Origin of the sequence: Brasilonema sennae CENA114, from assembly GCF_006968745.1 — a bacterium.
GTDB lineage: Bacteria > Cyanobacteriota > Cyanobacteriia > Cyanobacteriales > Nostocaceae > Brasilonema > Brasilonema sennae.
In genome coordinates this window covers 1,634,391-1,648,928 of the sequence record NZ_CP030118.1, presented here as the reverse complement: position 1 = coordinate 1,648,928, position 14,538 = coordinate 1,634,391, and the positions used below count along the sequence as shown (strand labels likewise).

Annotated in this window: 8 protein-coding genes; 3 read left to right on the top strand and 5 right to left on the bottom strand. The window is 44.5% G+C overall.

Features of this window, described 5'->3' with window-relative positions; genetic code table 11:
• The 5 genes from rpoB to DP114_RS06950 form a co-directional block, all read right to left on the bottom strand.
• Positions 1–3,381: a DNA-directed RNA polymerase subunit beta gene (gene rpoB, locus DP114_RS06970; protein WP_169265271.1), complete on the bottom strand. Its 3,381-nt coding sequence runs from the start codon at positions 3,379–3,381 to the stop codon at positions 1–3.
• A 697-nt stretch (positions 3,382–4,078) separates the two neighbouring features.
• The gene (locus tag DP114_RS06965) at positions 4,079–4,864 is read right to left on the bottom strand and encodes a TatD family hydrolase (RefSeq protein WP_169265272.1); all 786 of its coding nucleotides are present in this window, start codon (positions 4,862–4,864) and stop codon (positions 4,079–4,081) included.
• Between the two features lie 243 nt (positions 4,865–5,107).
• On the bottom strand, positions 5,108–5,413 hold the full coding sequence (gene rpsT / locus DP114_RS06960; protein WP_169265273.1) for a 30S ribosomal protein S20: 306 nt from the start codon (positions 5,411–5,413) through the stop codon (positions 5,108–5,110).
• A 270-nt stretch (positions 5,414–5,683) separates the two neighbouring features.
• Positions 5,684–7,078: a lamin tail domain-containing protein gene (locus DP114_RS06955; protein ID WP_171975765.1), complete on the bottom strand. Its 1,395-nt coding sequence runs from the start codon at positions 7,076–7,078 to the stop codon at positions 5,684–5,686.
• Between the two features lie 474 nt (positions 7,079–7,552).
• A complete protein-coding gene (locus DP114_RS06950; RefSeq protein ID WP_246163263.1) occupies positions 7,553–8,227 on the bottom strand; it encodes a hypothetical protein in 675 nt (224 codons plus the stop codon).
• A 295-nt stretch (positions 8,228–8,522) separates the two neighbouring features.
• Here DP114_RS06950 and DP114_RS06945 point away from each other — a divergent pair, with 295 nt between their 5' ends.
• From DP114_RS06945 to DP114_RS06935, 3 genes are all read left to right on the top strand, one after another.
• The gene (locus tag DP114_RS06945) at positions 8,523–10,697 is read left to right on the top strand and encodes a carbohydrate porin (protein WP_171975763.1); all 2,175 of its coding nucleotides are present in this window, start codon (positions 8,523–8,525) and stop codon (positions 10,695–10,697) included.
• Complete coding sequence (locus tag DP114_RS06940; RefSeq protein ID WP_171975762.1) at positions 10,694–13,075, top strand: tetratricopeptide repeat protein; 2,382 nt, start codon at positions 10,694–10,696, stop codon at positions 13,073–13,075. The genes DP114_RS06945 and DP114_RS06940 overlap by 4 nt, the downstream gene beginning before the upstream one ends.
• An 88-nt stretch (positions 13,076–13,163) precedes the next feature.
• Positions 13,164–14,432: a glycosyl hydrolase family 8 gene (locus DP114_RS06935; protein WP_171975761.1), complete on the top strand. Its 1,269-nt coding sequence runs from the start codon at positions 13,164–13,166 to the stop codon at positions 14,430–14,432.
• Positions 14,433–14,538: the final 106 nt, after the last annotated feature.

The following is a 14,538-nucleotide window of genomic DNA, read 5'->3' as shown; positions in this document are numbered from 1 at the left end:
TTATTCCTCATCTTCCATCGACTCGCGCGACAAGGATTCATAGGTTGGACGTGGAGGTGTACGGCGATTTCCTTGGTCCGTCATCAAATCGACTTCGACATCCAAAGAACTACCGTCTGTCTGCGTCTCTACCTTGTGTACGGCAATATCCAAGCCTAGTGATTGCAGTTCTCGCATCAACACTTTAAAGGATTCTGGTGTTCCAGGTCGAGGAATTGACTTCCCTTTGACGATCGCATTGAGGGCTTCATTTCGTCCTTGCATATCGTCTGATTTGACGGTGAGCAACTCCTGCAAGGTGTAAGCAGCACCGAAGGCTTCCAGTGCCCACACTTCCATTTCACCGAACCGCTGACCACCTTGTTGTGCTTTACCACCCAAGGGTTGCTGGGTCACGAGCGAGTATGGACCTGTTGAACGGGCGTGGATCTTGTCGTCCACCAAGTGAACCAGCTTCAACATATAAGCGACACCTACAGTCACTGCTCTGTCGAAGGGTTCGCCGGTACGACCGTCATATACCAAGATTTTTCCAGGGTCATCTGGGTTAAAGACCCAGTTTCTGCCTGTTTCGTCCCGTGCTTCTTGCAATTTGCCATGTACTATGGTTCGAGATGATTCTTCGCCATACATTTCGTCAAAGGGGGTGAGTTTAAACCGCACTCCCAGGTTTTGACCAGCCCAACCCAACAGACATTCAAACACTTGTCCAACGTTCATCCGGCTTGGTACGCCCAAAGGATTAAGGACAATGTCTACTGGTGAGCCATCTGGCAAGTACGGCATGTCTTCGAGGGGCAAGATTTTGGAAATAATTCCTTTGTTACCGTGACGTCCTGCCATTTTGTCGCCGACTTGGATTTTACGCTTCTGCGCCACATAAACCCGAACGACCATGTTTGCCCCTGGTGGCAGTTCATCGCCTTGTTCGCGTGTAAACAAGCGTACGTCTACAACGCGTCCTTTTTCACCGTTGGGGACTCGCAGGGAATTGTCTCTGACATCCCGTGCTTTTTCACCGAAAATTGCCCGCAACAGTTTTTCTTCTGGTGGCTGGTCAGATTCACCTTTTGGTGTCACTTTTCCTACCAGAATGTCCCCGGATTCTACCCATGCCCCAATGCGAATGATCCCCTGTTCATCCAATTGACGCAAAGCATCTTCACCTACGTTGGGAATTTCTCTAGTTATTTCTTCTGGTCCCAACTTGGTTTGTCTTGCCTCAATTTCATATTTTTCAATGTGAATTGAGGTGTAGATATCATCCTGCACCAGACGTTCCGAAATCAAAATCGCGTCTTCGTAGTTATACCCTTCCCAAGGCATATAGGCGACGACAATATTTTGTCCTAGCGCCAGTTCGCCTCCTTCGGTAGAAGAACCATCCGCCAAAACTTGACCTGCTACAACGCGTTCACCCATGTAAACTAACGGTTTTTGGTTGAGACAGGTATCTTGGTTGGAGCGATGATATTTGGAAATGTGGTATCTAAGGTCTGAGGTATTAGATTTGGAAGAATGCTCGCGTGCGGATGAGCCAGTGCCCTGCTGACTCAGCGCGGCAGTTGGCTTTCCATCAGTTGAGGCAACCCGTGGACGCACACGAATTTCTGTTGCGTCTACATAGACTACTTCTCCGTCGGTACGCGATACAATCACCATACCAGAGTCTCTTGCTGCTTGAGCTTCTAAGCCTGTTCCTACTAAAGGACGCTCTGGTTTAAGTAGGGGGACTGCTTGCCGTTGCATATTCGATCCCATCAGGGCGCGGTTAGCGTCGTCATGCTCCAAAAATGGAATCATGCTAGTAGCAACAGACACGATTTGCACAGGCGATATTGCTACGTAGTCCACTTGCTCTGGCGTGGTTGAGGAGAATTCCTGACGATAACGTACTGTGACTTGCGGTCCGATGATGTCAGCATTTTCATCCACTGGCAAGTCGCCTGCAGCAACGCGCAGGTCGTCTTCTTCATCTGCAGTCATGTAAACAGGTGGTAAATCAAACCGCACCCGTCCATTTTCTACTGCTCGATAGGGTGTTTCTAGAAAACCATACTGGTTAACGCGAGCATGAGTTGCCAAGGAACCAATCAGACCTGCGTTGGGACCTTCTGGAGTTTCCACTGGGCAAATGCGTCCGTAGTGGGATGGGTGAATATCCCGTACCGCAAAACCTGCACGTTCGCGGGTTAGACCTCCAGGGCCTAGTGCGGATAAACGGCGTTTGTGGGTCAGTTCTGCCAGAGGATTTGTCTGATCCATGAACTGCGACAATTGGCTAGACCCAAAGAATTCTTTAATGGCTGCAACCAAGGGTTTCGGGTTCACTAAGGAAGCTGGAGTCAGTACTTCAGCATCAGATACGGTCATTCTTTCGCGAATGATACGTTCTAAGCGGTTTAAACCGACTCTTACCTGGTTTTGCAGCAATTCGCCCACGCTTCTGACTCGGCGGTTACCCAAGTGGTCAATATCGTCAGTGTTACCAATATCAAACTCAAGGTTGATCAGGTAATCCACTGCTGCCAAGATATCTTGGGGAGTTAAGACCCGCATCGGTTCTGGCACTTGCAAGCGCAGTTTCTTGTTCAGCTTGTAACGTCCAACGCGGCCAAGGTCGTAGCGTTTGGGATCAAAGAAGCGCGAGTCGAGAAGTTGTTGTCCTCCTAACACTGTGGGCGGTTCACCGGGACGCAGTTTACGATACAACTCCATCAGGGCTTCTTCTTCAGAGAATTGCCCTTCTTTCTCAATGGTTTTTTGGAAGTATTCTGGGTGGCGTAAGGCGTCGAAGATTTCGTTATCTGACAACCCAAGTGCCTTCAGAAGCACTTGCGCTGACAGTTTGCGAGTTTTGTCAATACGTACCCAGACTAAGTCGTTACGGTCTGTTTCAAATTTCAGCCAAGCTCCTCGGTTTGGGATTAAACTAGCTGAATAGGTACGCCGCCCGTTTTTGTCAATTTCTGATTTGTAGTACACTCCTGGCGATCGCACTATCTGGTTGACAATCACCCGCTCAGCACCGTTAATGATAAACGTGCCTCGGTCAGTCATCAGAGGCAGATCCCCAATAAAAACTTCTTGTTCTTTTATTTCTCCGGTTTCTTTATTGATCAAACGAGTCGGGACATACATTTGTACCGCGTAGGTACTATCCCGCCGTTTTGCCTCGTCTACACTGTATTTTGGCTGTTTTAGTCTGTAGTTTTGACCCAAAAAATGCAGTTCCAGTTTGCCAGTGTAGTCTGTGATCGGACTAAAGGAGTTGAGTTCTTCTATTAGCCCTTCTTCTAGAAACCAGCGGAAGCTGGAACGCTGAATTTCTATTAAGTCGGGCAACAAAAAGGCGGGTTCCATAATTGTTTCGTTTGTCATGCCTCTACCTTTGTCAACCTAAGTTTTTTTTAATGGTGTGTGGTAACTTCTCCTGACACCGCCTACTCACGAGCAGGTGTGGGCAAACGGAGCAATTAAAGCCGCGAATAGGAATTTTGGCAAGGGGATAATTACCCATTTTGCAGCCATTAGTTGCCAATTTCCATTAGCTATCAACTTTTTTACTGAATTCAAATGGTATAACTTTTTGTTACTTTGTCTTGTTTTCTTCACTTCCCCCCTCCAGAAAGCGCATTCTACCTAAGCAGCGTCACATTGTTTTAGCTTGTACGTAACTACCTGGGTTTCAACCCAGAGGGATAATATCCTTATGCTCAGAGGACAATATTCCCCTGAGCCTACTTTGTCTATGGATAGCTTGCCTTGGCGGGTGGTGGCCACACGGTAATTTGTTTAACAATTTTCTATAGGAAAAATATGAAACTACTGTTTAGAGAGCAGGTCTAGATGACCAATAATTGAAAGTTATAGTCGTCATGGAATTTGAGCATCCAGTTGTAGAGATTAAAAGGATGGTTAATAAGCTTAGCTTGACTTAAGTGTCAGATTCAATAGTTGCTTCCTTAACCATTATGGCTTATGCAAGTCTATTTTGGAGGAAATCATAATACCATATTTTAGTCCTCCTAAAGTTTGAGTTTTCCATTTTCTAACTTTCTGCACTATGGGAGATGTTCTATATTGTTAAGCCAAACAATTCACAGGCATTTCGGGTAGTCAGAGTTGCGATCGCATCAACAGTTTCTCCCCGCACTGCTGCGACTTGTTCTGCAACATAGCGGACGTACGCTGGTTCATTGCGCCGTTCACCTCGTTTTGGGACGGGTGAGAGAAAAGGACAATCTGTTTCTATCAACAGGCGATCGCTCCTAACCATAGCTGCTGATTGTTGAATTTGTTTGGCGTTTTTAAATGTCACTGTTCCGCTAAAGCTGATGTAGAAGTCCAAGTCAACAAACCATTGGGTTTCTTCTGGGCTTCCACCCCAGCAGTGCATGACACCCCGCACACTTTTTCCTTTGAGGTTTATCCATTTTTGCAGTATTTGCCTTACCTGTGCCGCTGCATCACGACAGTGGATAATGACGGGTTTATTGAGTTGGGCGGCGATCGCTAACTGTGTCTCAAAAACCTTCTGCTGTTGCTCTTCGTTATCTGCTTTATAGAAATCCAGCCCCGTTTCCCCAATTGCTACGACTTTAGAGTCAGAATTAGCAAAACTTATGATTTCATCTGCTGTTTGTTCCTTCCATTTTGCTGCATCTAAAGGATGTAACCCTACAGCAAAGCTCATTTCTGGAAAACGGTGAGCCAGATCTTGAATGCCTTGAAACTCAGAGGGTTCTACACAGGAGTGTACCAGATGTACGACGCCTGCTTGTTGCCATCGCGATCGCACTGCTTCTAAATCCGGCTGGAAAACGTCAAAGTTTATGTGAACGTGAGTGTCTATCAGCTGCATTGCTTATCCTTCGTCTTTTGCCTTTAGTCCTTGATACCGACTCCTACCACTTTGCACTCATTCTAATTTCAAAAAGCTTGCATCATAAGCTTTTCATTCATTATGTATAAGCGCTGCGCGCTCGCTTGTCCTGCGAACAGGTTCCCCAGCAGAAAGGAACTAGCGCTCTATGGCTTAGCCATAGGGTATAGGTGCTTTCTTTTCGCATTCCAAAACTCGGGACTCAAGACTACAGATTATTGACTACTGTGCGCTTGCTGCTGCTTGTGTGTGCACTTTTAGCCTCTGAGCCAATTGTGACTTTTTCCTGGCTCCATTGTTAGGATGAAGTACACCTTTTTTCACCGCTCTATCGATTTTGCTGTAAGCTTCCGACATTCGGGTCATGGCTTCTTGTTTTGATTCCGGGCTTTGATTTGTCCCATAGGCATCTACAGCAGCGAAGTATTTTTTCATCAGGGTTTTCACTGCCGATTTATATGCTTTGTTACGCAGTCGGTTACGTTCTGCGATTTGGGCGCGCTTGAGAGCAGACTTTGTATTCGCCACAGTCAGTTCCAGAAAGACTATTGATGTATAAACACACTACTAGGCTTACTAGTTTAACATTCTTTTTGCAACTTTTAGGGTAACAGAGAAAATTTTCATCAACAAATAATTCACAACTCAAAAACCAAGAGCCAGAATACGTCTGGTGCGACTGGTTGATTCATTCTTCGTTGGTCGGAGAACTTGTTCCAATTCTATTGCCCCTGCTTTATTAACCGCAGCGAAATCGAGCGATTTCTTCGGTTGCTCTGCTTTGTGAATGCCTATTTTTCAGGACAATTTACGACCGTAGTTGTACACTTCTTCTTCGCCCTCGCGGTCGATAATCGCCCAATGTACTGTGTTGAGTTCAGGAATTTGTAACATAAATATCCAGTTAGCTTCTATGCTTTCGCCTTCTGTTGGGAGCATCGGTGTCTGTTGCGTACACAGGGTAATTTTAGTGGTAGGTTTTTGCATATAGTGGTAAGACGAGGGTTCATGATCGCCATTAAAATAAGCGTATGGGACACCCACAGCAGCAGCATTAGCAGCAATCACCTTTGTAACCGAGCCTTCTTTTGTGTCGTCACCTGCAAAGCCTACAAAGCTATAGTATGCTTCGTGCAATGCTTCCTCAAAAGTTACCTGACCGCCTAAAGCTTTCTGTGTCTTAATCGCTTCTGGGTCTGCTTCTAGGATCAGATTGTCTAAGCCAAGGGATTTTGTCAGATCGGATAACTTCTGACTTTGCTCAGTATAAGCATAGCTAGACATCAAATTTCCCTTTTCATCATACAGTCGTCCTTCATCTGAAGAGTTATTCCAAACAGAGCGTTTGCTACCGAAAGAGAAGCCGCCTGACTCAGGATGTACCTCGTTAGTGTAAACTCGACACTCAGTTCCTCTTTTTAATACTGCCCCAGTCGGAAAACAGAATTCTTGATTGCGATTTATGCTTTGAATTTTCCAGCCCGATATATCTATATCAACCAGCCCCTCGTTGACAATAGCAATATATTCGTCCGCTTCAGTAGATTTAACACTTTCGTCCGAAAAAATCCTCGAAATCCTGACATGGGGTGTCGCATTTGAGAGATCGAGTATTGCATACAGCCCTTCTCCATCAGGACTTCTGACGAGAATTTGATTTGCCTGCTCGTCTGGTTGAAAATCTATAATCGAACTGCCATTGCGTTGATAGAGAGATTTAACTCCAGCAAAAATCGGATGATCGCTATTAATTGGTTGATTTCCTGAAATCCCGTTATAACGCTCATGAAACTGTAAACCAACTTCCCAAAGAAACCAGTTAAAGTTATATGCTTCAGCATAGTCTTCATTTTCCGTCTCAGCAGCTAAGTAAACGTTCCCTCCGGCTTCAAACAAATCTGTGAGTCTATCCCAAATACAAGTGTCATGTGAAAAAATCCCATCCACATCTTCTGGGATATCGTATCCAACAGTCCATCTATGACCAGCTTTAGTCATTGTCTGTGCTAAAGCCGATTCAGATTCGGCTAAATCCGGATCCAAGTAAGAATGAAACTTGCCTGGACGACCGCCCGTGAACCAATTAGCAATATTTGTTGCAAAAATTGCCGCGTCAGGAGATTTTTCAAATCCAAGGTTACTTAAAGTTGAAGCATCATTAGCGAGAAGTATTTTGCCTAATTTTTTGTTCATTTGAGCGGCTCCTAAGTTTCAAGTAATAAAGATTGACAAATGAACTGTTCTGTTGTTACGGAAAATATATGCTTTGAACCTCCCCTGCTTCCGAATTATCGTTTCCCGTCAGTTTCTTTATCTTAGCGATCGCATGATTGCGGGGACCTCGCGTCTTTCATCAAATTTCTCTTAGAAACTATATTGTGAGCATTTTGTCAATGCGTAATTTTTATGGTCTTGAGTCATCATTATAATACTCAAGAAATAAGCATATTCATTGAGTATTATAAGTAAAAAAAGTACATATATTCCGAAATTTTGTAATCTCTACAAAACAATAATTGCTGAAGAAAAAGCGCCAGATAAATTTAGGATATACTATGGCTCTCAAAACACTTATAAATTCAAGTGAGTGAGAAACTGAGGCGCTTTTTTTCAGCATCGAACATGAGCAGGTTTCAAAGGTGCTTTGGTTTGTCTGAGTGTCGTTGGTTAGCGTAAAAATTCAGAAGATTTCAAGGGAGCGTTAGTTTGTCTGAATTTCGCTGATCGCAGAAAAGAAGCGTTTGAACTCAAAGTAGACGCTTGGAGGATTTCAGGTGGATTTCCCAAGGTATTATTCAAATCTTCTGGTTGTTCGAGAGGAGGTGTTGTTTTGCCTACAGGTAGAGATATCGGTAAAGTTTGATGTGCTTGTAAGTAGGGTTCGCCTTCGTTTGTAAAGCGAACCTGTTGAGCATCAAGTTGCAACTTTGATTTTTTTAACTGATCAGCAGGCTCAAAAGTCGCAACAAAGGTGACGTTGCTATCTGGACGTAATTTCATTTGTGTTTGATAAATTTGCCAAGGTTCCTGGAAACGACCGTCCGCTGCAACTTGCCAAAGATTAAGGTTTGTTTGCCACTGTCCCTGCTTAACTTCAACAACTTGGCGAGCGAGAATTGAACGATTATTATTCGCATCATCATTCAAAACTCCTGCTTGTTGTCCTGCTATTGGAACTAAGTTGCGAACTGCGACGATTGCAATTTTGCTCGACTCAGGTAGATTTGTACTACCTGCCAGGTTGTATATCCCATTACTTCCTGCGGGTTCCACACTTTTGATTTCTAGTTGCACTTGTTCTTGTGCTTTTTTACTACAGCTAGAAATGCTCGTTAGTAACACCAAAAAAATACTTATTAGGGTGATATTCAACGATAAATTGGAACTATTTGGCGAATATACGCGTAAATGTGAATTTTGCATAGATAAATGAGGCTTTTTCCCAATTAAAAACAACATAGATTATATTTTCCCTTATTTTTTATACAAAAACTAAAACAAGTAAAGCTTTTACCACTTTTTTATCAAGTTAATTAACAGTTAAAAACTTGTAGAATTTCGTTAAAATACTCACACTTTCTGATAAAGTGGCGACATCTTGTAACAAATGAATCTTAGTTGTTTATCAGCTAGACCAATGAGACCCACAGTATTGGATTGTCATAAATGTACTCGACCAAAACAGTGGAATAGAGCTTATTTTCTGCTTCTGAGTGCCTCAATCTCCATTTTTTGGATAATGGCAGTGAAAGATGCGTGTTTGGCTCAACAAAATCCACACAATCAACAGTCGAGCAATGTCCAGTTTGGGGAATTATTACAAGTACCCAAACCACCTGTATCTAGCAAACGACAAAAATTAAAGCCCCAGACAGTGCCTCCACCACCTGGTATATCAAGCCAAGCAACGGACGTAGCTGTTGCATCAAGAGGAAAACCTTCGTCTGAAAGTGTAAAGACACCTACAGATGACATTAAGCAGTTGGAGAGTGGCTTTATCCAACAGCAAAGGCCTGTAAAAGTCCCAAAAGCACCAGTGAAGGCAGTTCCACCTCTCAAGAATGTAGTGGCACAAAATGCCCAAGAACAAATTCGTCAAATTTCTGGAGCTACCAGTCTAGGACAACCAAACATCCAAACTGCACCACTCCCACCACCCTTTGGTACAACAGTTACGCAAGAGTTCACTGCACCATCGGCACCATCGGCACCCACTTTCAACCAGGTACTACTCAACTCTCAACCACAACAAGCTCCTCTACCACCACTTCCAGGTACTCCGACACCTACGTTCAATCAACCCATAAATTCTCAAACAGCAACACCGTTTACTCCTGGTCTAACTCCTCAACTCCTCAACCCTTCGGCTCCGCTCAGGGTAAACCCTCAAGCAATAACACAGTCATCAGTTTCAACGACTCCTACAACACAAACTTCCAACCAACTTCTCAACTGCCAAGTCGTATCGTCACCAACAGTTTCAGGTACCGGTGCACCTACCTTTAATCAACTCTTAAACTGCCAAGCGACAACACAGTCAGCGATTCCTAACACTCCTGCATCTACCTTCAATCAACTCTTAAACTGCCAAGTCGCAACACCTTCATCAGGAATTTCTACATCAACTAATCAGTACTTGAATTGTCAAGTTGTCTCCTCGTTACCAGTTACCGAAACGGTACCACCGCCACAAACTCAAGCACAGACAACTCCCACAGTTCCAACACCGCCATCGATATTACCGCCATCTCCAACACCGCCATCTGCAACACCAAATACTCCACAACCAGTGGATAGAAGTCGCCCCTTACTAAGAAGTACAGCTTTGCAGGAACCTTCTTTACAGGTTCAAGGAGTGTACATAACTCAAGGAAGTGATTCTGCAGCACGGGGGCGACTCTCAGGAGTGTATCCAGTCACCCCTCAACTGTTGGTTGGGGCTACTTTGGATTTGGTGACTGGAGAAAACCTTCTTGTTGACTCCCGTGGAGAAGGGTTGAACATCAACGAGCTTTTTATTGCCACTTCCGTAGGAGGAGCGCCCAATCTACGTTTCGTCTTGGGACAGTTAGATTTAACGTCTTATTTTGACCGGAACAGCTTTGCTAAAGATGGGGCAAGTCAATTCTTTAATCCGATTTTCCAGACAAACCCGGCGTTGTCAGCAACGGGAATTGCTTCTCGGACTGGGTTACTTGTGAACTGGAGTGTGACTGATAATATCGAAGCCAAAGCAGCAGTTTTCTCGTCATCAAATAAAATAAGTGACTTTGCTTTGGATGGATTTGCTGGAGAAGTCGCAGTCCGTTACGGTAATGCGATTATTCGCGGGACTTATTCCACCGATCGCGATGCTGGTATTCGTGATACTTTCCCTGAAAGCTTTGGGCTTGCCAGGGATACACAACGCACAATATTTGGACCTCAAAAAAATGACCGCGAAGAAGCATACGGTTTGAATGCTGAAGTTTTTGTACCTGAGTTGAAACTAGGTATTTTTGGACGTTATGGGCGTTACGAAAACCGTGATTTGGGCAAAGGGGCAGATACTTACTCATTTGGACTCAGTGTTTTGGATTTGTTTACCCCAGATGACCGTTTGGGTTTGGCTTACGGACGTGCTTTATCAAACGACAGCTTACGCCGTGGAGATTATCCAGACGTGTTAGAGCTTTTCTACGATTTTGAATTGCTTCCTAGTCTGCGGTTAGGTTTTACACTTCAAGGACGAGATGGTTTTGAGGATACAGTGCTCGGTGTTAGGGTGCGTACAGAATTTGATGTGACTCCAAGAGGGAGAAAATCTCAATGAGTCAAAAACACAAACGCAAAACTAATCCCTGCTCAAATGTGGGAACGAGTGTCCAAGACATCAGAACAAAAAGTCTTTCTGGTTTGATCGTGATCACTGCTTCATTGTCTATTTTGAGCTATGTCTTCAATGTTCCATTGTTAAATAACATTGCTCCTGCTCAAGCGCAGAAGTCCTCGTCAGCAGTGCAACGAGGTTACAATCTGCTTAAAAAAGGGTGGGTTAATGATGCCATCAAAGCTTTTGGGCAAGCTATAAAGCAAAATCCACAATCTTCACAAGCCAAGATCGGGTTAGCAATTTCTTATAACCGCGCTGGACGTATTACTGAAGCTTGGGATGCTTATCAACAGGTGCTAGCGCAAGATCCGAACAACCAAAGTGCGCTCAAAATTGTTGGGATCATGGGCACTTATCGCCCAGAGTGGCAAGTACGAGGGATTGAAGCTCTCAATACTTTGTTAAATACCAATCCTAACGATGCACAAGCCCGTTCTTACCGCGCCTTGTTGTACACCTACCAAGGAAAGGTCAACGAGTCGCTGGCAGATTATCAAATAGTATTGGAAAAGAATCCCACCTCAGAAACTATCCTTGGTGCTGCTCAAGCTTACAGTTATAGCCGCAACTACCAAAAAGCTTTGGAGTTGTTCAACCGCTATCGAGTGGCTGGCAAACCGATCACTGGATTTGCTGCGGTAGCCTACGCTAGTACCTTGCGAGAAACTGGCAATCCAAAAGCAGCAGTACAAGTTTTGGAAGGACAGTTACAGAGTTCCAAAAGTCTCGACAAATTAGCGATTGAAACGCGTTCAGAACTTGCCAAGGCGTATGTTGCTAATCAACAGTCACAGCAAGCTTTTGCGGTATTGGAGCCAATAAAAAATAGACCAGAGGCGATTTTACCTTTAGCACGTTCTCTCAATGAGATTCGTTCCTCAAGCAATAACCCTGCCATAGCACAGCAAGTTGCAACTTTGTACCGTCAGGCGATCGCCAACTCTCCCAACCCCTCGCCCGCCTTGTTGCGAGAAACCGCTGATGTTTTCACCGGCTTACCTCAAGGAGAGCAAACAGCACTACAACTTTATCGCCAAGTGGCTCCACAGTTCCCGAATGATAAAAGTTTAGTGGTGCGGCAGTTAGTCCTAGAGAATAAATTGGGACAACTTGGCAAAAGTGACTTAAAAAGGCGTTTGGTCGCTGAAGTTAACCCCCTACCCTCAGATCAGGCGCAATTGCAACAGATCGCTCTTGCTCTATCAGACGTTGATGCCCCTGATCCAGAACTGTTGCCTTTATACCAAACTCTTTCACCAAGGGTAAACGTACCATTTTTAAATTTCCGCATCGCTCAGATTTATCTACAACAGAATGACACAAGTAACGCAAGACAAGCTTTGGCAGCTTATACAGCAACACCAGAAGGAGCCAAAAGCCTTGCACCCCAATTGCTAGCAGCAGAAATTGAGCGACGGGAGGGCAACTTAGAAGCCAGTGCTCAACGTTTCCAAGCTGTATTGACAACTAAGTCAGGAGGTGATGACATTACTGATGGAGCTTTACGTGGACTCGCAGGTGTACGAATACAACAAAAACGGTTTGATGAAGCTTTGACAGCTTATGACCAATTGATAATCCGTCAACCACAAAATTTGACAACTCAGTTGGGACGAACTAGTATCGCCTATCAAGCCAAGAAGATTTCTGAACAGGAGGCGAATGCTGTCCTCAGTAATTGGTTAGCTACACAACCTGCGACGAATGCACCTCCAGAACTTTTTAGTTTAGTAGGAACATTGCCAGCTCAACCACAGCGTGAACCTCTGTATAATTATTTAGCTCAAGTTGACCCAAGTTACTTGCCAGTGCAACTGCGTCTGGTACAAGTTATAGCAAAACGCAATCCCACTCAAGCGCAAGCACGGGTGAAACAGTTGATTGCTCGTCTCCCTAAAGACGCGAACACGTATCAGTTACAAGGAGATTTGGCACGAGCGATTGGTGATTTGGATTTGGCTGGCAAGGCGTACGAAAATATCTTGGCACAGCAACCAGATAATATAGATGCCCTTGCTGCTTTAGGAGGAATTCGTTTTGAACAACGGCGCTTTGATTCTGCACGGCAAATTTACTCTCAAGTTGTAGCACAGAAGCCACAAGATAAGGATGCACGTCGCGCCCTTGCTGGCTTAAGTGCTATTGCTGATCAGCCCTTAACAGCGCTGACACAGCTTGAGCAACTCGAAGTAGAACAAATTTCCCAAGGCGCAAGCGATGCTGAAGTTTCTCGTCAAAGGCAGCAAATACAAGAAGATTTCTTGCAACGACGTGGCTTTCAACCCTCTTGGGAGAACTATGAGCGCAGAGGGAAATGAGAGAGGGTAAAACACGGAGATTTGCCCTTATTTCTACATCTGTTTGTGTTCCCTAAGTCTCCGTGTCCCCTTTGTTCTCTGTTAAAGAATGCGATACCTAGCAAATTCAGCAGTTATTGTTAGCATGATTGTTCTCAACTCCTGTAATTTAGGTTACTCAGTGATAAAGACGAAAGTATCGGATGACAAGACTCCGGTAGAGACAGTTCTGCCATTGAATGGTAGCGAAAGCGAAAGTAGCTCTAAGTATGTCGCTGCTTTACCGAAATCCATTCCTAACCGGGACTTACTGGCTCAAAGCTGGGAAGTCTATCGCCGGAGATTTATTCAGGGTGATGGTAGAGTTATCGATTATGAAGCGGGCGATCGCTCTACAAGTGAAGGTCAGGCATATGCCATGCTACGAGCAGTCCTGATTGATGATCCTGCCACTTTTGCTACTACCTTGAACTGGGGAGAAAATAACCTCCAACGACAAACGAATGGCAAACGGACAGACAACTTGTGGGCTTGGCAATGGGGACGAAATGCAGATGGAAAGTGGGGTGCGATCGATGGTAACTTTGCCAGTGATGGCGATATTGATGCGATTACCGCTTTGATTCTTGCCTCCAGGCGTTGGAATCGTCCTGAATATCTCAATTTGGCAAAAGCAAAACTGCAAGATTTGTGGAATCTTTCCATTGTAGTAGGACACCAAGGAAAGCTCTATTTGCTGCCTGGTCCTGCACCAGCATTTGTTCCGAATGCTTCTACCCTTTATCTCAACCCCTCTTATTTCGCTCCCTATGCTTTTCGGCTATTTGCCCAAGTTGATCCAGACCATGATTGGTTGAGTTTGGTCAATACAAGTTACGAAGTTCTAGAAAAATCAGCGCCACTTTCTGCTGTCGGGTTACCAAGTGATTGGGTGGCTCAAGATACCAAAACAGGAAAATACCAACCCTTGCCGCAGACAAGCCAACTTCAGAGTTTGTATGGCTTTGATGCTTATCGAATTTGGTGGCGCTTGTCGCTGGATGTGGCATGGTTCAATTCACCCCAAGCGCGGCGTTATCTCCAGACAAATAGTAAGTATCTGCAACAGCAGTGGCGTGAGCGATCGCGTTTACCAGCACGCATCGATCTACAAGGCAAAGGATTGGTGGATTATGAAGCGACAGCACAATACGCGATGCTTTACGCCGCTTGGCAGTTCGTAGAACCACAACTAGCGAAGGAGTTACTTGAGAAAAAAGTGCTACTTCAATACAAACAAGGCATTTGGGATGATAAATCCGCTTACTATACGCAGAATTTGGCTTGGTTAGGTCTGTTGTCTCCTTCTGTAGTTCCCCAGCAACTACTCAAGAAGTAGCAAAAGATTTTTCTTGATTGATTTTCTTATTAAAAATAGTGTTCCCTTTTATAGTGTTCTTTTTTATAGTGTTCCCTTTTGAGTTCAATAAATAACAAGTTTTAAG